The following is a 22,997-nucleotide window of genomic DNA, read 5'->3' as shown; positions in this document are numbered from 1 at the left end:
AACACACTTTCTCGCAGATAAAGTTTATTACTTAAAAAATTCTCAGGAGGCTGCGCCTATTGCAGCTATATATGTAGCAAAGCAAGGCACAATTGTTAATGCGTCTCGTATAACTGTTACGGGTGATAATCCAGATGAAATATCTCAATATGGTGCATTCGTACAAGATAGCGGAAAGCTTATTCTAAGGGATTCAAACTTTAAGGATATCCCCGGTCTTCGTGTTCTAAATGGAGTTATTCAGATGAATGACGGGAAGATTGAGGGAACTTCGCACGCTATTTATGCATCGGGGAAAGAGACGGATGTTATTTTAGTTAGTGTCAATGTTGAGATTAAACCAGACAATTTGAATGCAAAGGGTATAGGGATTGTAAGTGGTCTTAATGCATTTGTTAGGATGTCAGGTAGCACTGTTACTTTTAATGAGATTGGCGCGTTTTCAACAAAGTTTGGGGGGAGATATCTTCTCGATACCATGACGATTGAGGGAAAAGGAAAAAAATACACTGCTATAGTTAATAATGAAAGTGTCGATAAATTACCAGAGGCTTTTGACATATTGCAAGGTGGGGATGTTCATTTGAGGAGTAGTTCTATTGTGCTTAATGATATGCATGGCTTTTTGGTTAAAAATTTTTCAGCTTTTGTAAATAGTAGAGGCCAGCCTATTCATAATTATGATCTATCAGACGCTTTTAAGAAGACAAATATTGAGATTGAGAGCTCAAATATTTCTGTGCAGGGAAAGGGGGTTTATGGTCTGTATTTTAATCTATTAGATCCAAACACAGTGGCAGAATATTATGGACAAAAAGGTGTTTCAAAAGAGCCAAGAATCACTATGGGAGAGGCATCTGTTCGTTTAAAACAGACAACTTTCACAGTTCCAGATGGTACAGCTATTTATGTTACTGGGCAGGGCGGTTATGGAGCCAGTGTTTCTCTTGATTTATCAGAAGCAACAAAGATCTCTGGTGATTTGTTATTAAAAGCTGAAAAGAACTCTTCTATATCTATTAAAGCAAGCGCTTCTTCCCTTACAGGGGGGGCGCACGTTGAAGATACTTCTACTGCTAGATTAGAATTAACGCGTGGTTCTACTTGGTATCTCACAAAAAGCAAATATAAAGGTTTGCAGGGTTCTGTTTTTACAGATTCATCACTTTCATCTGTGAGTCTTTCTGATAGTACATTTATTTTCAATCGGGATGTATCCAGCGGTTATCAAACATTGCGTATCGGGAATGAACGATACAAGGAGGCATACAATGCGGAGGGTAATGTTCAGATTAAGCTCAGTACGTTTTTAAATGATGATGGTTTGTTTGATTCTCAAAAAACCGATCGTATTTTGATCGATGGAGATGTTTCCGGCGCTACATTGCTTGTGATGGAAAATTTTTCCAAAACTTCAGAAAAGAAAGTAAGCGGTGAAGGAAGCAACAGTATTTCACTTATCCAAGTTTCTGGATATGCGCGTGAAGATTCTTTTAAACTAATGGGCGATTATACTGCAATAAATGGTTTGCCTTATCAATATCGTCTTCGTGCTTATGGACCAAGTTCTTCTTTTGGAAAAGCAGATCCTATGAATAGATTAGTTGCAGGAGATCGGGACTTTTGGGATTTTCGTCTCGAGGGTATTTATATTAGTCCTAAACAAGATTCTTCTACGATTTTACCTATTCCACCTTCACCTTCTGCGCCGGTAGATCCTACACCTACAGACCCTGTTCTCACTCCATTACCTACACCTATTACACCAACACCTGCTCCGTCTGAGCCCTCTGATCCAAGTGATCCTACACCTGCAGATCCTTCATCATCTTCTTCTGTGCCTATTACACCAACACCTGCTCTGTCTGAGCCCTCTGATCCAAGTGATCCTACACCTGCAGATCCTTCATCTTCTTCCTCTGTGCCTATTACACCAACACCTGCTCCGTCTGAGCCCTCTGATCCAAGTGATCCTATACCTACAGATCCTTCATCATCTTCTTCTGTGCCTATTACACCAACACCTGTTCCGTCAGCGCCCTCTGATCCAAGTGATCCTATACCTACAGATCCTTCACATTCTTCTTCTGTGCCTATTACACCAACACCTATTCCGTCAGCGCCCTCTGATCCAAGTGATCCTACACCTGCAGATCCTTCATCTTCTTCCTCTGTGCCTATTACACCAACACTTGCTCCGTCAGCGCCCTCTGATCCAAGTGATCCTATACCTACAGATCCTTCACATTCTTCTTCTGTGCCTATTACACCAACACCTGCTCCGTCAGCGCCCTCTGATCCAAGTGATCCTACACCTGTAGATCCTTCATCTTCTTCCTCTGTGCCTATTACACCAACACCTGCTCCGTCTGAGCCCTCTGATCCAAGTGATCCTACACCTACAGATCCTGTCCCCACTCCGCCTGTTCCTGTTAAGCCTGATATTCAGCCCGAAATGGGAATTAGGGCGGTTGTCCCACAGTTGCCAACTTATCTCCTTTTACCAAATGCTTTATTCCATGCCGGCTTGATGGATTTTGCCTCTCAAAATAAAAAATTGAAGGCAATACGAAGCTTTTCTGGAGGTTCTTTGAAAAGTGATGAAAATCCAGCATTTTTTATCCGTGGTTATGGTGGAAGCTACCACTATGCTTCAAATCTTTCTGCTTTTGAATATGGCTATGGAGCAGAACTTGATTATAGTGCACTGGAAGCAGGTGTTTTGCTGAAAGAAATTGAGAGTTCAGAGAGTTGCACATTCTTTGGGGTCACGGGAACTTATGGAAAACTCTCTCTCCATCCTCTAAATGTTGAACAGAGCAAAAAAAGCGCATTTGATAAATGGTCTGTTGGAGCCTATGGAAGTTTACAGCATGATACGGGTTTTTATATCGATGGAGTATTATCGTATGGACTTTTTAAGGGAGATGTTTTGACACTAGCACGGGGCAAGGTTGTTGCGTTAAAGGGTAAACAGTTTAGCGGTTCTTTAACAAGTGGCAGAACGTTTGCAACAGGGTATAAAGGTGTTGTTTTTGATCCGCAGATTCAGGTTGTTTATCAGCATCTTCAGTTTAATCCGGCACATGATGTTGATAATATTGAGGTTGATTTAGGAAAATTTCATCAATGGGTGGGGCGTGTTGGTGGGCGTTTAAGCAAGACACTTAATGTTTCTGAAGAGGGACGTGTCGTTTCTTTTTATAGTAAGCTTTCTTATTTGCATAGTTTTGAAGATAAGCGATTTGTTTCTTTTAAAAACGATTTCCAATTAGGTTTTTTTGGTTCTTCTTTGGAAGCAGGTCTTGGGTTTAATGCGCGTCTTTCTTCAAAACTTTCTCTTTATGGAGATATAAATTATCAGCATAGACTGACAAAAGCAGGGTTTTCTGGAGCAAGTTTCTCTGCTGGTTTGCGCCACCTTTTTTGACAAAGTATGATATGTCTTTTTATAAAAAAGGCAGTAGAAAATGCTGCCTTTTACTTTATTAAAATCTTCTCTTATTTTTTCTAAATGGTTCTTTTGTCTTGATGAAAAAGGTCCACAATATATGATTTCTTTGGTTTGTGATTGAAAATGCCTCGTAAGTGTGTTTATTTTTTAGAGAGGAAGATGGGTTTCATGCGCAATTGCTTCTGGAGGATTGTGCGGCTATTTTAGCTGTAATGGTTGTTGTTTTTTTCTTAAACAGAGATGTTGATAATACCACACTCACCATTTTCGCTACCAAAGGCAAGGTTGTGTCCTGTCTGATCCCAGTTGAGCGCTGAAATGGCGCTTTTTCCATAGCCTTTTAGAAGAACCTCTTTTCCATCGTGAAAATGTGCACACAAAATCATTCCGTCATTGAAGCCTATTGCTACAATGTCTTCGCTTGGATGGCATGCAACGGTGCTGACAAGTGCATTTGCTCGTGTGCCCAGTTCTAATGGTGTTTTTCCCATGGGGCCATCTTTTGTATGAAAGGGCCAGACAATGGCTGCTGATGCACCGGATGTTGCTAACCATTTTCCCTTCGCGCTCCAAGACCAGCTTTTGACTTTGCTTGGGTAGCCACTCATGCGGAGATGCTGATTATCAGTGAGACGCCAGCCATGGAGGGCGTTTTCTTGCATGGTAGAAATGACATAGCGGTTGTCTGGTGAGAAGGTGACACCAAAGTGTGCTCCTTTCCAGACCAATGTGGTGGGAGATGTTTGCGTTGATAACCAATGAAGGGTAACACCATTGTAATGGGCAACGGCAAGGCGCAACCCCTTTGGAGCAAAAGCAAGACCTTCTATACTGCGTTCATGTATAAGCTCTTGCAGTTCTTTGCCAACATTTGCCAGTGTGATACGTGAAGAGGAAAAAGCAAAAACTTTCCGTGGTCCAAATGCAACATTGCTTATCCATTTGCCTTCCTGTTTGCCCAGTACTTTTGTATGACCATCTGCTGTTGTTTGACAGACCTTTCCGTCTTCTCCACCTGTAATGATAGCTGTGTTATCATGGGAAAAATGGCTAGAAATTATTCCTTGGTGAACTTCAATGGTTTGTGGGATTGGGTTAAAAAAAACAATAAAACCTTCAACCGAGACAAAAGCTGGTTTGTTATCAATAAAACCGGAGGAAAGACAATAATTTTGTAAATTGTAATTGGTAATGCTTGGCATTGTTACTCGCTTATGCACAATTTTCAAAACCCGTTCTCAGTTTTTCGGCATCAAGGGTGCGTCCAATAAAAACAAGTCGGCTTTCACGTTTTTCATCTTCACGCCATGGACGTTGGTGCTGTCCTTCAAGGATCATGTGTATGCCTTGAATGACATAACGATCATCGTCTCCTTGAAATGCGATAATGCCTTTTAAACGCAAAATATCGGGACCCTGTTGTTGCGTGATCTGTTGAATCCATGGGAAAAATTTTTCTGGTTGAAGGGCACCTGTTTTTAAACTTACAGAGGTTATTGTAATATCATGAATGGTGGATTTGTGGTGATGTGCATGATCATGATTACAATCGGGACCACAGACATGGTCTGCGTGCTGATGGTCAAGAAAATGGGGATCATTATCTAAAGTGCGTTGGAGGTCAAAGGAACCTCGATCGAGGAGTTTATCAAGAGGGATGTTAGCGCGCTCTGTTGCGTAAATTATGGCTCTGGGATTAATTGCAAGAATGAGCGATTGCGCGTGTGCACGTTCTCCTTCGCTGACAAGATCAATTTTATTTAAGAGAACAATATCAGAGAAAGCAATTTGCTCTTCAACTTCTCGGCTTTTTTTAAGTTGGTGTGAAAAATGCTTTGCATCAACGACTGTGATGACACTGTCGAGAGCGGTTTTTTCATGGACCGTATCATCCATAAAAAAAGTTTGTGCAACGGGGATTGGGTCAGCAAGCCCTGTTGTTTCTATAATGATAGCATCAAATCGATGAGAGCGTTGCATTAGACTTTCCAAAATGCGAATAAGATCGCCGCGCACGGTGCAACAGACACAACCATTATTCATTTCATAAATTTCTTCGTCCGATTCAACGATAAGATCATTATCAATGCCAATTTCACCAAATTCATTGACAATGACTGCGTAACGTTTGCCGTGGTTTTCACTCAGAATGCGATTGAGAAGAGTGGTTTTTCCTGATCCAAGATAGCCTGTGAGAACCGTAACAGGAAGTTTTGTGGGAGTGTTTTGCGTCTTTTCCATGGTTCATGCCTTTTTATTGAAATGTGTTTATTTTAAATCGATTGATATCATCAAGTAAACCATGAAGCCCACAAAGAACATGAGAGAAAATTGCTTCACCGGCTTGCGGTGTTGCTTCACTTGCATTGCCTGCTGCTCCTTGTTTGTTAAGGTCACGCATTGTCCATCCAAAGGCATGAGGACCATAAGCGCGTAAATACTGATAGTTGGCAATCATATCAGCTTGCTTATTATGAAAATTTTCTGCTTTCTCCATATGCACTTTTTCGGGTGCTAAATAGAGCATGAGAGAGGTTTCTATAAAACCTCCATGGATATCAAGATGCTGTTGAGACGGTACCATTAAACCTTGTGGTAGGCCAAAACGACTCCAACTTGTTGCTACCGCAAGCATTGAAAAACGCCTCCGTAATTCGGTGATAACAATACTCATTAAGGGTGAATTACCTCCGTGAGCATTGAGAAGAAGAAGACGGTTGATCCCTTTGTGATAACAGTTTTCACCAATCTTTATCCATCGCTCAATAGCCTCGAAAAAGGTGAGGGTTTGTGTGCCTGTAACATCCATATGTTCTATAGAATAGCCAATCTTTTCAACCGGTAAAAGTGCGATATGAAATTGCTCTTTTGTTTGTAAAGTGAGGGCTTTTGCAAAAGCTTCAGCAATGATCCAGTCGGTTTCGAAGGGAAGGTGCTCTCCGTGATATTCGTGTGCGCCCAAAGGTAAAAGAGCGAGAAAAGGCGTGTTAGATATCATAAATTATTGCCCAAAAGAGAAGTTAACACAGAAAAAATGATCAAAAGTGCTGTCACTATTTAATCTATCTATAAGAGAAACGCAAATAGGCGTTTTTTTACATCACATATGGATGCTATAAAAATGAGAGTTTTGTTAAAAATAGTGAAGATTTTATTGAGCAAAGCCCACTCAATTTTTTTGTAATATGAGGCGACCTTTCTAAAGATAGCTATCTTTGGTAAGACTTTCTGATGCAGATTCTCATTTTTAATAAGTAAATATTCATACAGATTAAATACTTAACATCATGTAATGAAAAATAATTTTTCATTGTTTATTGAAAACACAATTTTTTCTGTAAGTTGCATATTCTTCTTTTTACTATGGAGCGAGGATAACCAAACTATTTCTATTGTTGCAATAGTACAGACTTTGGTTGCAATCAGAAGTTCTAAATTCTTAATTCAAGTATCTGTATATTACAAAAGAATAGAAATGTTTATTGATTGATTTTACTTTGGATAGTGTCTTAATAGACTTTAGTGCTCATGAGAAAAAATGAATATAAAGGGAAGGATTCACGTAAGATAAACTTGCAGTCTCTGAGAGCTCGATGAGTTTATAAGATGATTCAAGAAGAAACACCGTTGGATACATGATAAACAGAACGCCATTGTGTTGCACATTGATATGCTTGTTTTAAAGAAACCTTTCCTAAGGTATTCAAGCCTATTTTGCGACGCTGTTCGTGAAGGGTATAACGGTAAATCCTCATAATATAAAATATATTGTACTTCACTATATTTACTTTTTTAAAGTAAAAAGCGACACCACCATTCACTTTGCCAGTTTTCAATATTGTGTTAACAGCGCTTGATAGTTAAAATATCTCATAAGTGAAATTTTCCTTTTTTCAAGTGTGTTTACACACACATCGTTTTCTTTTGTGATTTGAAAGCGAAGAATTTTGATTGATTCAATATAAACAGAGTTAAAATTAAGAGAGTCTTATAATAATCAGCCCTCTCATTCAACATGCAAAACAAGAAATTATTATTATAGATTAGTATCCTGCTATTAATTAAAATGATCGATTGCTAAATTTATCATTCAATATCAGTTTTCATGGCGTTATTTTTTCAATGCGCTTACTTAAGTTGGTATCTCAAAAATGCAATTTTTAGTCAGTTTCTCTACCACTTTTCTTTCAAGCATTTGATTAATTATTTATTATTATTTATTTTGCACAAATTGCAGACAGTTATGTGAATATTGCCAAAAATTTATTTCAAAGAGAATTATTTTTTACTAATACAGAGTAAATATAATTACTCAAAAGATAAATAGGGCTGCGCTCTACAATATTGACGAAAAATATGGAATAACTTTTATGAGAATTAAGAAAGAAAATTGCTTTTCAGTATTTTGGGGGATCATCTCATTTTTCATGACTCTCTTTTTATTTAATTTTAGGTAGTTTGTTGGTGCTCTAGTGTTGCTTATAATGTTTTTGTAAATCTGATAGATTTACTTATTTTATGCGTTTGTTTTATTGGGTTTTAAAGTCAATATTTAAGTTCTTTATGCTGTATGAGATAAAGGTGCTGAATTACCTTTTTGAAGATGCTATGCGCTATTTTTCTTTATATATCAGTAAAAGTTGAGAATCATTTTATTAACGTCTTTTCTATTTGAAAATAGAGATCTTGATTTATTTTTACATTTTATAACTGTTTTATAGAAAAATAATACACTATTTTAAGGTTTATTTATTAGGATAGATTTGTTTTAGATCGAGCTTTTTATTCGCTATCAATTTTATTTTCAAGTTTATTGATGAGAGATATAATAAAAATTCATTAAGTAATATTTCATTTTTATATTTATTGAAATAATAGAGAAGAATTATCATTAGATTGACAGTTTTAAATGTTATAGTTCTTTAAAATTTAATTACATTTTAAATTATTTTTATCATTTGTTGTTTTTGTGTCTTTACATGCAATACACAATGTGTTATATCTGTAATATAATTACAGATAATATTTTATTATGTGTAATTATATAAATAATTAAATATAAGTTTTGGTTTTTATATATGTGAATATTCTTTCATTTTTTCAGTGAAGAAAAGAGGAGCAAAGAAAGCTATGTTTAAAATATTTAAAAATCGTGTATGTTCATTTACTTTTACACTATTTATTCTTTTTTTTGTACAAACTATAGAGGGAAATGCAAGTTTTGTAAAAAATCAATTTCAAGAGAGAGTGGCAGTTACTATTTCTACACTAGAAAAAAAAGTAGTTATTAAAGCTGTGGATAGAGCTGTTATTCAAGGCGTTGAGGAACAAAATGCTATTGCTTTGGGGAAAGCTGAAAAAACTGCTGCCTTTTCAGGTGCAGCTTTTTGGGGGGGAATAGGTATTATATCACTTCTTGCTTCTTTATGTATTGGGGATGTATTAGGTGCTGTTGTATCTCTTTGGGGAATATTCACTACACTTTAGTAGAAAGCTCATCGACAAAGTCGATGATTTTTTTGTTCATTTCATGATTTTGAAAAAATAAATATTTGAACTTATTTATACTGTATTGGATGGAAAAATCACTATTATTAATACCAAATGTAGCTTTTATTAACATTATTAAAGTTCAATGTCCTACATTTATGTTTTTTTACAAAATAATGTAACCTCATTTTTTACAGTTTATGGTTATTTCCTAGTAATAAGGCTAGTATACTTACTATCTTTATCAGCCTTTTAATATTGTTTACCTTCTCTCATATGAAGATTATTCATTAAAGGCATATTTTATCCTTTTTAAATTTTTTTATCTTTTATAAGAGGATAAAATAAAAAGATTCCTGTATTCATAGCTCTTATACAATAAGAAAAATGACAAATTATCATTTCAAATTTGTTTATGTTAAATCCATCAAAAGTATTTTTTACATAGAACAAGTTGCGTTCGTGTATGGATAAGATTATCAAAAAAAGAGTAAAAATTCTTCTCATGAATCATCTCAAGGCTCAAGGGCTGTCGTAATATTGACAAATAAAATGATGATGCCGGTTTGTATCTTTATAGAGTAAAGATAGTGATACACAATGAATCTTATGCCATCTCATGGGGTGGTTTATATTGTAGCATTTACGCGCCATATTGTGAGAAGGAAGTGGTGATATGCATCGTTGAAAATGCCTTTATTAAAAGATAAATACTTTTATTTGCGATACAAGTGTATTCTGGGTTGTTCTGTCGTGTCAGGGAAAGATGCTGTTAAGTAAGGTAATTAAGGAGTGTTTATAGCTTAGCGGAAGAAGGGACATGAAGTAAAAGGTCTTGTTTAGCACGAAGACGCGCAATCCATTGATCTTCACGAATAGCAGTATTATGTATTGTAATGAGTTCGTTTTTTTTAATTGCAGCTGTTACTGTTGCTTTTTCTAAAAGACCACAAGGAATGGCGTGGTGAGCGCGTGCTTCTGCGATGTTCATTATCCAAGCGCGATAAGTATAAAGACCGATAAAGTCTAGCTGATCACCTGGATGTAAATCTTTTTTAGCAACAGCACAGACTTCTACTACGGGATGGCTAAGAGGAACCATATCTTTTTTGCCATAAAGCATAGCGCGTGCGCAGGTGAGGGGAACTTCCATTGCTGTTAAATGATAGGGACGGTGAAAGGTGAAATAAGGCCCCTGACCAATTTTTAAATCTTCCATACGTTCGCGTAAACGTGGGTGTGCTATTTCTGCAATGACAAAGACACCTGGGGAAACACCTTGGCCTGTTGAATAATCTACAATACCATATCGCTGCAAAATGCCTCCATCTTGTTTTGGGATAAGCACTTTGTTTAGATCTTGCAACGCCGCTTGTGGTCCATGCATTCCTGGGCAATCGGGGAGAAGTCCAGTGGCATTGGCAATTGCTGCCATTTCAACCATTGTTTTGGAACCATCAATAAATTCAACCAACATGCGCACATTCATATTACGCCGGAATGCTTCTTCTTCGTAAGCATCAGGTGTAGCATCAAAGCGCAGAGGATTATTTTTTCCTTTACCTGCTGCAACAATCTTATGTCCAAGGGCTGAAACAAATTCTATGAGTTCCATACAAGAAGTTGGTTCATCTCCGGCACCAAGTGTATAAATGAGCCCTCGTTTTTCTGCTTCATGTTTGAGATAAGCGCCAATTGTAACATCTGCTTCAACATTCATCATGACAAGATGTTTGTTATTCTCAAGCGCTTTGATACCAATTTCTGCTCCTGCTTCGGGATAGCCTGTTGCATCAACGATAATATCAATTTGTTCATGACGTAAAACAAGGTTAATATCATCTGTTGCTGCAATCAAATTTTTTTCAATGCTTTGCGTGAGAGCATAAGTATTTTCAACTTCACAGACATGTCCATCCTCGCCATAGGCTATTGTAGCGGCATCAAAAATACGTGACGGCGTCCTAGTGGCTACTGCAGCGACTGTTATACCATCCATATGCGCAATACTTGATAATAAATCTGTGCCCATTTCACCACAACCAATCAGTCCAATACGGATGGGGGGATGCTTTTCTGCACGTTGTTTCAAATCATGCGCTAAACCTGTTAGGTTCACATTGCTTGCCATTCTTTTTTCCCATTTGAAAACTATTCTGCTAAAGAACTTTTCTCATTCATAAGGTGCATTTGCTTTTAAGACAATTAATCTTTTATTCTTGATGCTCTAATCAATGGATTTTATAAAAGCAAGAGGGGTGGTTGTTTTTATCAAATAAAATAGGAATAGCGTTATGCAGCAAAAAATAGCAGTACAAGATGTCACCAGTTTTATTGGGAAAGAAGTGGGATTATCGGGGTGGCGTCTTGTTACACAGGATATGATTAATCAGTTTGCATGCGCTACAGATGATCATCAATGGATACACGTTGATGAGGAAAAGGCTAAAAAGACACCTTTTGGAGGCACAATTGCTCATGGGTTTTTAACATTATCGCTTTTGTCTACGCTCGCTTATGAGGCACTTCCAGAGTTGGAGGGGAGCACAATGGGGATTAATTATGGTTTCGATAAAGTACGCTTCATGAGTCCTGTGAAAACAGGGGTACGGGTACGTGCGCGTTTTGTGTTAGATGATGCAGAAATTCGCCCTTCTGGTCGAGTGGTTTTCCATTATGGGGTTACGGTAGAAATTGAACAGTTAAAAAAACCAGCTCTTACGGCTCAGTGGCTTATTGTGGCAGTGATGGGGGAAAAATCTTCCAATATCTAGCTTAGTTTGAGTACTTTATTTTATAAAATTTTTGTACAATTCTATGAGAAGTTTCTTCAATGATAATATTGAGAATAATCTATAGGGTGATAGATATGCTGGAGCTATCATAGCGTTGATAGCTATAGCAGATTGCTATCTTTCCTAGATCTTTTTGAAGAGGAGTTTCTTGGTGAAGATAGTGCATTGCCTCACGCTTTTGTTTATAGCATTCTTTAATGGGATCATAGCCCTCACATAAACAGAATGTTTCAAATGGAATATACTTGCGTTGCTAATTCACGGGCTTATTTTAAAGAAACATCTCTCAACGCTCGTCACACCCATTTCGCAATGGCGCCTGTGAATAGTATAACGGTAAAGCCATTGAGCACCCCATATCTTTATGCTTGTGAAGAAGAAAACCGGTACTATCATATTATATGCTAGCACCTTATATGCTAGCACCCAATGTTAAGACAGGTCTTGGTGCTTGAGACAATTCATAAGAGGCACGCCTTCCTTGCTTGTATAGTTTTTACTCACACGGCTCTTCCTGCTTGTAACATGCAAGCGAGAGATTTTGATTAATTCGATATGGAACAAATTGGGAATGAGAGGACCTTACGGTATTCAGAGTTCTTATTCAATATGTTGTCTAAGGTTGGGAAAGGTCGTGACCAATGTCTTAATTTGACATGATAATTTATCATTTTTATGTTAAGAGAGAGTTTCAAATATTGTAAGATCTCTCATTTCATTTCCTTTTATATTCAATCAGTTAAAACTATTTTCTTTCATGTTACAAACGGATGGGGAGAGATAAAAACGGTTTAAGAAAAAAGTTCCTAATCTCTTATGAACGTTTTCGATAACCAAGGGTTGTTGCACTTGGAAAGTGGCAAAGAGGATGATGATACTGGTATGTGAAATTCTAAGTCTTTTAATGTTTTGTTTTATCAAGTTTTTGTACGATTTTATCAGAAGTCCATTGGGTTATAATATTGAGCATGATCAAAAGAATGATGACAATGGTCATGATGAAGGTATTATAGCGTTGATAGCCATAGCGGATTGCCATATCCCCTAAACCGCCTCCACCAAGATATCCAGCAAGTGAGGTGGCTCCTATGAGAGAAATGACCATGACTGTAAAACCTGTAATCAGGCTAGGGAGAGCTTCAGGAATAAGAACATGTCTGATAATTTGAAGACGGCTTGCACCCATAGAGCGGATCGCTTCAATGAGACCGTTTTCAACGGTTTTAAAAGAGAGTTCCGCCATGCGTGCATAAAAAGGAATAGCTGAAATGGTCAGTATAAAAATTACAGCAGGCATTCCTATCCCTCTTCCTACAACGATACGCGTAACGGGAAGAAGATAAAATGCAAGAATAATAAAGGGAATGGCACGAATACTGTCAATGATCATGCTTAAAGGGCGATTGATGAGAGATGAGGAAAAAATCCCCCCGCGTGCTGTTGTGTGAAGAAGAAGACCAAGGGGAAGTCCTATAATAAATGCCATAAAAGAAGCACTAAGTGTCATCAATATTGTATCAATAACAGCTTGGGGAAGTTCATGAGACAGAACATTAAACATAGCCTAAGACCTCACAATATCGTCCTTTTTTCGTTAACCATTGAACAGCTTTTTCTAAAGCTTCTTTATCTTCTCCAGGAAGAGCCAAGAAGAGTCGCCCGATGGTTTCATCTTGAACTGTATCAATGCCACCATGCAAAATACGTGCTTTTAAACCACTCTCATTTTCTAGAAGATGAAGAAAAGGCTGCTGGGCAATTTCACCGGCAATATTGATTTCAATGACAGCTTCTCGCCCGATTGGTTTGAGATTTTTCGCAAATTTTTCAGGAAGTTGCGGGGTGACAAGCTTGAGCATGGCTATGGTTGTATCGTCTTGCGGTGATGTAAAGATGTCTTTCACACGTCCTTCTTCTACGATGTTCCCCTGATTAAGAACAACAACGCGATGCGCTATGGTACGCACAACTTCCATTTCATGGGTGATGAGCACAATCGTGAGATTGAGGTGTTTATTAATATCAGCAAGGAGCTCTAGAATAGATTGTGTGGTTTCAGGGTCAAGAGCAGAGGTGGCTTCATCTGATAACAATATTTTAGGATTAGCAGCGAGCGCACGAGCAATGCCAACGCGTTGTTTTTGCCCCCCTGACAATTGTGCCGGATAGCAATATTCTTTTCCATATAACCCAACCAATTCAATCAGTTCAAGGGCACGTTTGTGGCGTTGTTTTTTACTTACACCACTTAATTTAAGCGGCAATGCAATGTTATCAAGAATATTTTGCGATGAGAGAAGATTGAAATGTTGAAAAATCATCCCAATTCGTTGACGGTAAGGCGCCCACTCTATCTCTGATAGATTTGAAATATCAACACCTTCAAAAAAAATGGACCCTGCATCAATCTTCTCTAACCCATTTAAACAGCGGATAAGTGTTGATTTTCCTGCTCCACTGCGCCCAATAATGCCAAGGATTTCACCAGCATGGATATTTAAAGAGAGATTATTAATTACCGGAACACCAGCCGTTTTGTTAAAACAACGGCTGATGTTTTTTAAGGAGATAAGGGTAGGTTTTTCCATTCACAATTACTCGGATATTTGGCACAATTACCAAGAAGTTTGGGCGGTTTTGCCAAAAATCTCTTTGATTTTTGCACGGATAAGATCGTTGTTGTAAGCGGCAACTAATTTTTTAACCCATGGCTCATCTTTTTCGCTCGTGCGTACAACGATGATATTATCATAAGGATTATTTTTTGCGCTCTCCCATGCGACGACATCTTTTTCGAAGTTTAATCCGGAAACAATAGCCCAGTTTGTGTTTATAATTGCAAGATCAAAATCGTCAATAGCTCGCCCTAACATACCAGCATCGAGCTCACGAATTTGCAGGTTTTTAGGATTTTCGATAATATCAAGTGGAGATGCAAGAATATTATGGGGGTCTTTTAACTTAATGAGACCTAAAGAATTGAGAAGAAGTAAGGCTCTTCCACCATTAGATGGGTCGTTTGGAATACCAACATGTGCACCATCACGTAGATCTTTTAAGTCTTTGATTTTGTGCGAATAAACACCGATTGGAGCAATAAATGTATAGCCGACAATTGAAAGTTTATAGCCACGTTGTTTCATTTGTTCATTAAGATAAGGAGCGTGCTGAAAAGCATTCGCATCGATCTCTCCTGCGTTAACAGCGTCATTAGGCAAAGCGTAATCAGAAAAATAAACGAGTTCAATATCTAAACCGGCCTTTTTAGCCTGTTCAGCAGCAGTTTTCCAAATAATCGCATCCCGCCCTTCCATAATACCAAGTTTGATTTTTGATTTGTCTGTAGCCATGACAAAAACCGTAGATAAAAAAAGTGCAAAGAGAGAGAGGAATAATCCTATAATCCGACTACGAGAAAAAAATTTTAATGTCATGTGCTTTTAACTTTCTTTTCCAAGAGATTTTTTGAGGGAAGTTTCAATATACTCTGTATTTTTATACTCTGTATTTTTTAGGAAGATTTAAAGTTATACAAGCTTTAGAGAATATTCAATCACTTTTATTTTTAAAAGAGTATTATTTTTCCTCCTATTTTTAGTATTTTGGGGGCTTATCATCATTCATTCTCTGAAATTCTCTGTAATTTAGGCAATCAATTCTTTTATTGCAATCATTTGTTGAGGGAACCAATAACACTTTAAAAACTTCTTTAAGGGACGATTGGTTGAAGGACCAGATAATCAAATGATGCTTTAGCTGTAAATTTATGAGGAGCATACTGCGCAATCAAGATCAAAAGGCCGTGTTCGTGTAGAGGGGGAATAAGGGGAATAAAGAGAGATTTTGTTGCAATGTTGAGGGGGCTTTTGGGCGGGAAATAAAGGTTGCTGATCATTGGATTTAACCGCGGCAAATTTTTGCAAAGGCGAAATTTTGCCCTTCACATGTTTTGAGAGAGGAAGAAAAATAATGTTAAGAAAGAAATTTTTATCAACAACAATGATTTTATGGGCTTTGGGAGCGTCGGGGGTGGCTGTGACTGCTTCTCACGCGGAAGCTGGAACCATTGCAGGAACAGTTGCTCGTGTTGCTTCAGGTCAGGTATCTTTACGCACAGGTCCTGCGACAGCTTACAAAGTGATCTCAATGGTTCCAATGGGAGAAAAAGTGCAAATTTATGGCTGTCTATCCAATAAAACTTGGTGTTCTCTTGGTTATCACGGAAAGGTTGGTTGGGCATCTGCACGTTATGTCAATGTCAACAATGTTCCTACCGTTGCTTTTACAAAGATGCCAGTAAAGCCAAATGCTATGAGAAAATCGCCAAAAGTAAAAAAAGAAAAAGTAAAACAGGTTGTTTCTGGTTTTAAAGCTCTTCCGGCGATTCAAAAAACACGGAAAAACATACAAAAACTCTACAGAACAGATATGATTATCGATTCTACAGGTGTCAAAAAAAGAGATGAACGGACAATTTTAAATCCTTCGCCCAAAGCACAAGGAGTTTCTGTAAAGCACGTAAATGCTTATAACCCCTTCTTTCCTGATAATGTCAATTATAAAAATTTTGAACGTAATGAAACACGTTACCGTGTTGTGACTTATCCTGCTCGATAAGGGTAAGTTAATTTCACAACCGGAATGATAAAAAGGATCAGCAGCATGAAGCAAAAAATGCTTATGCTGCTGATCCTATTGTACCGTAAAATGGCATTAAGACTGCGATGATTAATTAAGGTGGCGAGGTATTCATGGATATTCAGAGTAAAATTTGTCAATACCCCGAATTACAGTCCTTTAGGCTGGTGATATGAATCTCCAGCAGGGGAAGATCCTACTGAAGAGAAGCCGGACTTTTGACAGACCGGCTAAGGCTCTTTATCCTTTCGGACAGGGCGTTAATTTACGGACTTAGGCTTTATCAAATTACGAGAAATGAGCAATTCAGCAATTTGAACTGCGTTCAATGCTGCTCCTTTTCTTAAATTATCGGCGACAACCCAGAAAGCTAAACCATTTTCAACGGTAATATCTTCACGAATACGGCTAATAAAGGTGTCATCTTCTCCGGTACATTCATAAGGTGTGGTATAGCCACCATCTTCGTGTTTATCGATAAGCTGACAACCGGGAGCATCGCGGAGAAGCGCTTGTGCTTCAGATACGCTTAGTGGTTTTTCAAATTCAACATGGACAGCTTCGGCATGACCGATAAAGACAGGGACACGAACAGCAGTGGCTGTTAATTTAATCTTCGGATCGAGAATTTTCTTCGTCTCAGCAGTCATTTTCCATTCTTCTTTTGTATAACCATCTTCCATGAAAACATCGATATGAGGAATGACATTAAAGGCAATGCGTTTAGTGAATTTTTTTGATGTAATTGGGTCAGCAACAAAAACAGCACGTGATTGTTCGAAAAGTTCGTCCATTCCTTCTTTACCAGCTCCAGAAACCGACTGATATGTAGAGACAACAACACGTTTAATGATTGCAGCATCATGGAGAGGTTTTAAAGCTAAGACCAGTTGAATTGTTGAACAATTAGGATTTGCTATAATATTACGCTTAGAAAAGGCATTTATAGCTTCGGCATTGACTTCAGGGACGATCAACGGAACATTGGAATCATAGCGCCACGTGGAGGAATTATCGATGACGACACAGCCAGCGGCAGCGATTTTAGGAGCATATTCTTTGGAAATGCTTCCTCCCGCAGACATCAGACAAAAATCTGTGTCAGAAAAATCGTAAGTATCCAGTGCTTTTACTTTTAAAGTTTTATCTCCATAAGAAACTTCTTGTCCTAATGAGCGTCGTGATGCTAGAGGGACAATTTCATGCGCAGGAAAACCACGTTCCTCTAAAATTGTAAGCATTTCACGACCAACATTTCCGGTTGCGCCGACAATTGCAACTTTAAAACTCATTTTCTATATACTCCTCATGTCTCTCCACGTTTATTCCCCGTGCTATACTCAGGAGAGAGTGAGTTGGTCAAGGAACATCATTAAATTATATTTTTGATTTTCAACAACTCAATTTTGTACACATCAATCACCATCAGCAGCACAATAAGTTGTTTTATTTCAAATGATACGTCTTTTTAATCTTTCAGAATTGAAAAATTGAATATTGTACGCGAAACTGTTATCTCTTTTAGAGAGCACTTTAATTAAGTGAATTCCATATCTTCTGTCAATTGTTTACCTTCACACTTTTGAATTTTTTAAGGATGCTATTACGTATTGCGTTGGGGGAATCTTTTAATACCTTATCTGTTAAGTGTTGAAGTATTTGATCTTCTCCCTATGCCTTTAAAAGCGAAGCTTCCTATTACAGTCTGTAAACAGCCAGATTCTAGCGGTTACTTTTAGCGACTTCCCATTTTTCACTTGAACTTAAGGCTCAACAAGCAAGTCTAAAAATATTTAAAAAGACATTTGGCGCCTAAAAAACATTTGAATGTTTCAAGGAGGTATGCATGCTTCATATTCTCATACCTTAAATGATAGAATTTATGGCACAACAAGATAAACTTAAGTATCCATTATATAAATAAATTCTTATGAAAGTTATACATATAGTTTTTCGTGTCTTATTTTTACTTTAATCCTGTTATGCCGTAAAATATCGTCATTTGAAGTATGGTGGTATAAGATCTTTAAGCTTTTTTGATATATTTAAGTATTTTTTTAGTGCGTGGGAATGTTCTTAGGCTTGTTTGGCGAGCTTTTTGTTTCAAGTGGATTATATGAGTGGAAAGCCGTTGAACACCTCCATGTTTAATGTTTAAAAAAAAGAGTAAGTTAGCACCATCATACATTTTTTCAGCACTCAATGTGGCTACAGTTCTTGGTATGTGAGACGATTCAATTAAGAGGTATGCCTTTTTGTACATTTTTACTCACACGCTAACTCTGCTTGTAATGTGCAAATAAGTGATTTTGATTGATTCAATATAGAACAAGTTTGAAATGAAAGAATTTTACGATATTCGAGACACTCATTCAATATACATAACGTTAGATTATCATTATGAATCAAAGCGCTATAGCTAAGTTAAACTCGTTAGAATTCGGACTATTTACAGACCAGATTAGATTTAAGAAATTTCGTTCTCATGAGGTGTGGGGAGACAGTCAAAATTCTTTTCAATGTTATTAAGGACGTTGATTGTCCTTTCAGTGAATTTATGAAAATAAGGGGCCATTTTTTTCACCAGAAATCAACTGCAAAATAGCCCTTTGTTTTTTGCGGGTCATCATTCTGAAACTTTTCAAAAGTAAATATTCTGCTTTGCTTTCTACTCTGTCATCACAATGATAGAGGGGATCTTCTTTTTTTGTGTTATCAGCATAAAAGAAGGAAACGGGAACATCTAATATATGAGCAATTTCTTGTAAACGTCTTGCACTTACGCGATTTAAACCTTTCTCATACTTTTGAATTTGTTGAAATGTTACGCCCAAATGACTCCCTAATTGTTTTTGAGAAAAACCCATGAGGTTTCTTCTAAAGCGAATTTTTTTGCCTAAAGAAATGTCATAAAAATGTAGATTTTTGGCTCGCACTTTGCTCCCCCTCCGGTTGCGAGCGCCCTCGCATTAGTATTCCGGGGTCTGGAAGTGCTGACTCAAAACAGCCTCTTGCTTTTAGTGCTGAGAGCACTTGGACATAACAAGAGCCCCCGGAAATTCCGGGATATCCGCAAAAAGCGGTTTTATTTCTAGTTTGAGTTTTTCGGGCTTCCAGACCCTATTTGATCGTCGCGTATACGACCAAAAACACAAGTCTCATTCATAGGGTAATTTCTTTAAATCGTCAACCAGAGTGACAGCAGTTGTTTTGGTTGTTTTTTGCAAAGTTTACATGCAACTGTTGCAATGCATCCCTTTATTTTGATGAAATTTAGGACAATTTCTTGGTGATCATTATGGGGTATGTTTAAAATTGTAACTATATGACTTTATCCTTTATTTTGTATAAAAACGGAAGCGTCTTTTCGCATTTAGAAGCAAAAGACTTTTTAGAGTAAGTATAACATTGGAAGTTGGTAAAGAGGGGAGTTGGTAAAGAGAATGCTGGTGCTGGCGTGTGGTGGATTAGCACCAATATTAAAAAGATTGCACAAGCAAAAGAGAGCTTTTCATAGAGCAGTGATTGATAACAGCTTTCTCCAGAAAAAATGAACGAAATTTTCTTATTTTTTATAGGTTATTTTTTCATCGTTTTGCAAAGGGCGCGCTTCTGAGGCAAGCATAATGGGGACGCCATCACGAATAGGATAGGCAAGTTTGGCTTTGAGAGAAATGAGCTCTTGTGTTTCTCGGTTGTAAGAGAGTGTGCTTCTCGTTATTGGACAAACGAGTAATTCGAGCATTTTGGGGTCTGTGGTCATTTTTTTCATGTTTTGACGTTTATTAGTTTAAACGGTAATCTGTACCTGTTTGTTTCATGAGTGAGCGTTCTGTTAATGCAAGAAGAGTTTGGGCACGGCTTTCGATATCTGGAGCTTCAAGGAGAGCTTGCTTTTCTGCTGGTGTAAAGGGGATAAGAGCTGAAAAAGCATTAACCAATATAGGTGTAGGGGCTTCTATGATACTGCTCCAATTATATTCCATTTCATGTATGGTTAGATATTTTTCTACAACGTCGAGTAAGCTCTCTCGGTTAATGCTTTCTTCAACATCAAATTCTTGCAAGTCTTTTATGTTTGATTGGATGAGAGCTGTTCGATAGGATTTTGTGTTTGTCAATTCTTGTTCTAAGGTGAAGCGGCAAATACCTTGTAAGATAATGAATAGTTGTCCATTTCCTGTTTCACTGTAGTTTGTAATGCGCCCTATACAGCCTGTTTTATAAAGTTGTGTAGAGAAGCGGTCTGTGTTCGATGAAAGTGGTTGAATAATGCCCAATAGACGATCAGTTACCATAACGTTTTCAATCATTTCAAGTGATTCTGGTTCAAAAATGTTGAGTGATAAAAAACCGCCGGGTAGTAAGAGTGCACCTTCTAAAGGAAAAAGGGCAATTTGCTTTGGAAGATCATTTTCGCAATTGTAAGAGATATTACCAGCTTTCATGAGTATTTTGTCACCTTTGTTCGGTAGTTTTAGTCTGTAAATAGTCGCAATTTATGACACTATTGAGAAAGCAGAAAACCTACTTCTTGTACATTAAAATCATACTTATAAAATACTTGAAGTCCTTATTCTAAAAAAAGAATATGAAACCCTATCTTTAAGGTTGAACTGCGCGAGAAAGAATATTGCTTTGCGATCTTTTTAGTGTGTGACGTTTTGCATGATTTTCAAGAGGTATTTTTGTTTATAGCTTTTGATTTTTGTCTTAAATTTCCTAAAATGTGTTCCTTGCAGTTTTTGTAAGGTTCAAAAGGATACTATTATAAATCTTTTGAAGCAGCTTACGCAAGTTTTAAAATGAGAATATTTTCATCACTTTACTAATGACAGTGTGATAAAGATAGGTTATAGGTTAGGGCATGCTGGAAAGAGCGTTATCGTTTCTTTCATTCTTTTGCGGGAGAGTGCAGATTGCGAATTTTCGCATTGCCGCCGAAGGGGAAATAGCCCATAATCTCTCAGGCTTTAAGGACCGTAAAAGGAAGAAGGCAGATCTGGAAAGTCGGGAGAGCCCGCGCCGAAGGTGTAAGCGAAAAATTTTTTCGCGAGTCTCTCAGGTTGATGACAGAGGGGTGCAGAGACGGTCATATTCTGTGGGCGTTAGCGCAGCTTTGGAGTTATTATGGGCACAGCACAAGAAACATCTTTTTTAAAAACACTTCCTTTATATGATATGCATGAAAAAGCAGGAGCAAAATTTGGCGCTTTTGCGGGGTGGAACATGCCTTTAACGTATCCTCTTGGCGTTTTGAAAGAGCATCTTCATACGCGTGCACATGCGGGATTGTTTGATATTTCTCATATGAAATTGATTGCCGTTGAAGGGGCACAAGCCGTGGAATTTTTGTCCTATGCTTTTCCTATTGATGCAGCAGCTTTAAAGATTGGGCACTCACGGTATAATTACTTGCTTAATGAGCAGGCTGGTATTCTTGATGATCTTATCATTACCCGTTTGGAAGAGGACCGTTTTATGTTGGTCGCTAATGCTGGGAATGCACAGGCTGATTTTGTAGAATTGGAAAAGCGTGCGGTTGATTTTGAATGTCAAGTGATTGCTCTTGAAAGGGTATTGCTTGCTCTTCAAGGTCCTGAAGCGGCCGCTGTTCTTGCTGATGCCGATTTGCCAGGGAATGAATTGCTCTTTATGCAAGGATTCGAACCACAACAGGATTGGTTTATAACGCGTTCTGGGTATACGGGAGAGGATGGTTTTGAAATTGCTTTGCCTATAGGGCATGCGCATATGTTGGCTGAAAAATTGCTGAGTGATTCTCGTGTTGAGTGGATTGGACTTGCAGCACGCGATAGCTTGCGGTTGGAAGCAGGGCTGTGTTTGCATGGAAATGACATTACCCCTGATACGACACCTATTGATGCGGCTCTAACATGGGCTGTTCCTAAAAGTGTTCGAGAAAAAGCACAATTTTATGGCGCGAAGGCTTTTCTTGAAGCGCTGCAAAAAGGGCCTGCTCGTTGTCGTGTTGGATTAAAACCGCAAACGCGCCAACCTATTCGTGCTGGTGCGGTGCTTCTTGATGATCAAGGTAATGAGATTGGAGTTGTAACATCAGGTGGTTTTGGTCCTTCTTTTGATGGTCCTGTCGCGATGGGTTATGTTTCTGTTGATTGTAAAGTTGAAGGGACACAAGTCTTTACAGAACTGCGAGGCAAAAAGATTGTATTATCAGTTCATTCACTTCCCTTTGTTGAACAACGTTATTTTAAAGGATGATTTTTATGTCTAAAACTTATTTTACACAAGACCATGAATGGCTTAGCGTTGAAGGAAAAGTGGTGACTGTTGGGGTTACGCATTATGCGCAAGAGCAATTAGGAGATTTGGTTTTTGTTGATTTACCACAAAGTGGGACAAAACTTTCCAAAGGAGAGGCAGCTGCTGTTGTGGAATCGGTGAAAGCCGCTTCAGATGTTTATGCTCCTCTTGATGGTGAAGTGGTCGAAATAAATGAAGCATTGGCTGATAATCCTGAATTGGTAAATCAGAAAGCCGAAACAGAAGGCTGGTTATGGAAAATGACATTGCAGGATGAGACACAACTGGAAGGGTTGTTGGATAAAGATGCTTATAAGGCTTTGATTGGATGAGTA

At 37.9% G+C, this 22,997-nt stretch carries 18 protein-coding genes and 1 riboswitch; of the genes, 6 read left to right on the top strand and 12 right to left on the bottom strand.

Annotation, left to right across the window (positions count from 1 at the left end; genetic code table 11):
* The coding region (locus tag ACFIKD_RS07645) for an autotransporter outer membrane beta-barrel domain-containing protein (protein WP_375647645.1) at positions 1-3,430 on the top strand (3,430 nt) is incomplete at its 5' end.
* A 254-nt stretch (positions 3,431-3,684) separates the two neighbouring features.
* Here the strand turns inward: ACFIKD_RS07645 and ACFIKD_RS07640 are convergent.
* From ACFIKD_RS07640 to ACFIKD_RS07625, 4 genes are all read right to left on the bottom strand, one after another.
* The gene (locus tag ACFIKD_RS07640) at positions 3,685-4,656 is read right to left on the bottom strand and encodes a WD40 repeat domain-containing protein (protein WP_375647643.1); all 972 of its coding nucleotides are present in this window, start codon (positions 4,654-4,656) and stop codon (positions 3,685-3,687) included.
* Between the two features lie 10 nt (positions 4,657-4,666).
* A complete protein-coding gene (locus ACFIKD_RS07635; protein ID WP_375636447.1) occupies positions 4,667-5,695 on the bottom strand; it encodes a CobW family GTP-binding protein in 1,029 nt (342 codons plus the stop codon).
* A gap of 13 nt (positions 5,696-5,708) precedes the next feature.
* The gene (locus tag ACFIKD_RS07630; RefSeq protein ID WP_375636448.1) at positions 5,709-6,452 is read right to left on the bottom strand and encodes a creatininase family protein; all 744 of its coding nucleotides are present in this window, start codon (positions 6,450-6,452) and stop codon (positions 5,709-5,711) included.
* Between the two features lie 613 nt (positions 6,453-7,065).
* Positions 7,066-7,233 (bottom strand): hypothetical protein, encoded by a 168-nt coding sequence (locus ACFIKD_RS07625; RefSeq protein ID WP_375644968.1) that lies wholly within the window; start codon positions 7,231-7,233, stop codon positions 7,066-7,068.
* A gap of 1,351 nt (positions 7,234-8,584) precedes the next feature.
* On the opposite strand from ACFIKD_RS07625, the gene ACFIKD_RS07620 reads away from it, so the two are divergent.
* Positions 8,585-8,941 (top strand): hypothetical protein, encoded by a 357-nt coding sequence (locus ACFIKD_RS07620; protein ID WP_375644967.1) that lies wholly within the window; start codon positions 8,585-8,587, stop codon positions 8,939-8,941.
* Positions 8,942-9,740: 799 nt separating this feature from the next.
* Here the strand turns inward: ACFIKD_RS07620 and ACFIKD_RS07615 are convergent.
* Positions 9,741-11,075, bottom strand: a complete 1,335-nt coding sequence (locus tag ACFIKD_RS07615; protein ID WP_375647641.1) for an NAD(P)H-dependent oxidoreductase — start codon at positions 11,073-11,075, stop codon at positions 9,741-9,743.
* Positions 11,076-11,238: 163 nt separating this feature from the next.
* Here ACFIKD_RS07615 and ACFIKD_RS07610 point away from each other — a divergent pair, with 163 nt between their 5' ends.
* Positions 11,239-11,718 (top strand): MaoC family dehydratase, encoded by a 480-nt coding sequence (locus ACFIKD_RS07610; RefSeq protein WP_375636453.1) that lies wholly within the window; start codon positions 11,239-11,241, stop codon positions 11,716-11,718.
* A 922-nt stretch (positions 11,719-12,640) separates the two neighbouring features.
* On the opposite strand, the gene ACFIKD_RS07605 is transcribed toward ACFIKD_RS07610, so the two are convergent.
* From ACFIKD_RS07605 to ACFIKD_RS07595, 3 genes are read right to left on the bottom strand one after another with little or no spacing between them, the layout of a single operon-like run.
* Positions 12,641-13,300: a methionine ABC transporter permease gene (locus tag ACFIKD_RS07605; RefSeq protein WP_015856780.1), complete on the bottom strand. Its 660-nt coding sequence runs from the start codon at positions 13,298-13,300 to the stop codon at positions 12,641-12,643.
* Positions 13,293-14,327, bottom strand: coding sequence for a methionine ABC transporter ATP-binding protein (locus tag ACFIKD_RS07600; protein WP_015856779.1), 1,035 nt, complete (start codon positions 14,325-14,327; stop codon positions 13,293-13,295). Before ACFIKD_RS07600 ends, ACFIKD_RS07605 begins: the two co-directional genes overlap by 8 nt.
* Before the next feature lie 27 nt (positions 14,328-14,354).
* Positions 14,355-15,173: a MetQ/NlpA family ABC transporter substrate-binding protein gene (locus ACFIKD_RS07595; protein WP_015856778.1), complete on the bottom strand. Its 819-nt coding sequence runs from the start codon at positions 15,171-15,173 to the stop codon at positions 14,355-14,357.
* Positions 15,174-15,708: 535 nt separating this feature from the next.
* Between ACFIKD_RS07595 and ACFIKD_RS07590 the strand changes: the two genes are divergently transcribed.
* A complete protein-coding gene (locus ACFIKD_RS07590) occupies positions 15,709-16,356 on the top strand; it encodes an SH3 domain-containing protein (RefSeq protein WP_375644966.1) in 648 nt (215 codons plus the stop codon).
* Positions 16,357-16,637: 281 nt separating this feature from the next.
* On the opposite strand, the gene ACFIKD_RS07585 is transcribed toward ACFIKD_RS07590, so the two are convergent.
* The 4 genes from ACFIKD_RS07585 to ACFIKD_RS07570 form a co-directional block, all read right to left on the bottom strand.
* On the bottom strand, positions 16,638-17,669 hold the full coding sequence (locus tag ACFIKD_RS07585) for an aspartate-semialdehyde dehydrogenase (RefSeq protein WP_375644965.1): 1,032 nt from the start codon (positions 17,667-17,669) through the stop codon (positions 16,638-16,640).
* Positions 17,670-18,932: 1,263 nt separating this feature from the next.
* Positions 18,933-19,313 (bottom strand): helix-turn-helix domain-containing protein, encoded by a 381-nt coding sequence (locus ACFIKD_RS07580; protein WP_015856775.1) that lies wholly within the window; start codon positions 19,311-19,313, stop codon positions 18,933-18,935.
* A gap of 629 nt (positions 19,314-19,942) precedes the next feature.
* Positions 19,943-20,149 carry a Trm112 family protein gene (locus ACFIKD_RS07575; RefSeq protein ID WP_273788597.1) on the bottom strand — a complete coding sequence of 69 codons (207 nt, stop codon included), beginning with the start codon at positions 20,147-20,149 and terminating at the stop codon, positions 19,943-19,945.
* Between the two features lie 13 nt (positions 20,150-20,162).
* Positions 20,163-20,825, bottom strand: coding sequence for an LON peptidase substrate-binding domain-containing protein (locus tag ACFIKD_RS07570; RefSeq protein ID WP_375647639.1), 663 nt, complete (start codon positions 20,823-20,825; stop codon positions 20,163-20,165).
* A 447-nt stretch (positions 20,826-21,272) separates the two neighbouring features.
* A riboswitch (glycine riboswitch) is annotated at positions 21,273-21,370 on the top strand.
* Between the two features lie 137 nt (positions 21,371-21,507).
* Between ACFIKD_RS07570 and gcvT the strand changes: the two genes are divergently transcribed.
* Positions 21,508-22,620 (top strand): glycine cleavage system aminomethyltransferase GcvT, encoded by a 1,113-nt coding sequence (gene gcvT, locus ACFIKD_RS07565; RefSeq protein ID WP_375647638.1) that lies wholly within the window; start codon positions 21,508-21,510, stop codon positions 22,618-22,620.
* Between the two features lie 5 nt (positions 22,621-22,625).
* The gene (gene gcvH / locus ACFIKD_RS07560) at positions 22,626-22,994 is read left to right on the top strand and encodes a glycine cleavage system protein GcvH (RefSeq protein WP_273723568.1); all 369 of its coding nucleotides are present in this window, start codon (positions 22,626-22,628) and stop codon (positions 22,992-22,994) included.
* The last annotated feature ends 3 nt before the right edge of the window (positions 22,995-22,997 follow it).

Origin of the sequence: Bartonella sp. CR84HXZ, assembly GCF_042194535.1 — a bacterium.
GTDB classification, from domain to species: domain Bacteria; phylum Pseudomonadota; class Alphaproteobacteria; order Rhizobiales; family Rhizobiaceae; genus Bartonella; species Bartonella grahamii.
Note: the sequence above shows the minus strand (reverse complement) of the source record. Positions and strands in the feature narration are given on the sequence as shown.

Excerpts from the sequence above, each read along its gene's own strand:
- ACFIKD_RS07640 (WP_375647643.1), bottom strand. The coding sequence starts at position 4,656 with ATGCCAAGCATTACCAATTACAATTTACAAAATTATTGTCTTTCCTCC.
- ACFIKD_RS07635 (WP_375636447.1), bottom strand. The coding sequence starts at position 5,695 with ATGGAAAAGACGCAAAACACTCCCACAAAACTTCCTGTTACGGTTCTC.
- ACFIKD_RS07630 (WP_375636448.1), bottom strand. The coding sequence starts at position 6,452 with ATGATATCTAACACGCCTTTTCTCGCTCTTTTACCTTTGGGCGCACAC.
- ACFIKD_RS07620 (WP_375644967.1), top strand. The coding sequence starts at position 8,585 with ATGTTTAAAATATTTAAAAATCGTGTATGTTCATTTACTTTTACACTA.
- ACFIKD_RS07615 (WP_375647641.1), bottom strand. The coding sequence starts at position 11,075 with ATGGCAAGCAATGTGAACCTAACAGGTTTAGCGCATGATTTGAAACAA.
- ACFIKD_RS07610 (WP_375636453.1), top strand. The coding sequence starts at position 11,239 with ATGCAGCAAAAAATAGCAGTACAAGATGTCACCAGTTTTATTGGGAAA.
- ACFIKD_RS07605 (WP_015856780.1), bottom strand. The coding sequence starts at position 13,300 with ATGTTTAATGTTCTGTCTCATGAACTTCCCCAAGCTGTTATTGATACA.
- ACFIKD_RS07600 (WP_015856779.1), bottom strand. The coding sequence starts at position 14,327 with ATGGAAAAACCTACCCTTATCTCCTTAAAAAACATCAGCCGTTGTTTT.
- ACFIKD_RS07595 (WP_015856778.1), bottom strand. The coding sequence starts at position 15,173 with ATGACATTAAAATTTTTTTCTCGTAGTCGGATTATAGGATTATTCCTC.
- ACFIKD_RS07590 (WP_375644966.1), top strand. The coding sequence starts at position 15,709 with ATGTTAAGAAAGAAATTTTTATCAACAACAATGATTTTATGGGCTTTG.
- ACFIKD_RS07585 (WP_375644965.1), bottom strand. The coding sequence starts at position 17,669 with ATGAGTTTTAAAGTTGCAATTGTCGGCGCAACCGGAAATGTTGGTCGT.
- ACFIKD_RS07575 (WP_273788597.1), bottom strand. The coding sequence starts at position 20,149 with ATGAAAAAAATGACCACAGACCCCAAAATGCTCGAATTACTCGTTTGT.
- ACFIKD_RS07570 (WP_375647639.1), bottom strand. The coding sequence starts at position 20,825 with ATGAAAGCTGGTAATATCTCTTACAATTGCGAAAATGATCTTCCAAAG.
- gcvT (WP_375647638.1), top strand. The coding sequence starts at position 21,508 with ATGGGCACAGCACAAGAAACATCTTTTTTAAAAACACTTCCTTTATAT.
- gcvH (WP_273723568.1), top strand. The coding sequence starts at position 22,626 with ATGTCTAAAACTTATTTTACACAAGACCATGAATGGCTTAGCGTTGAA.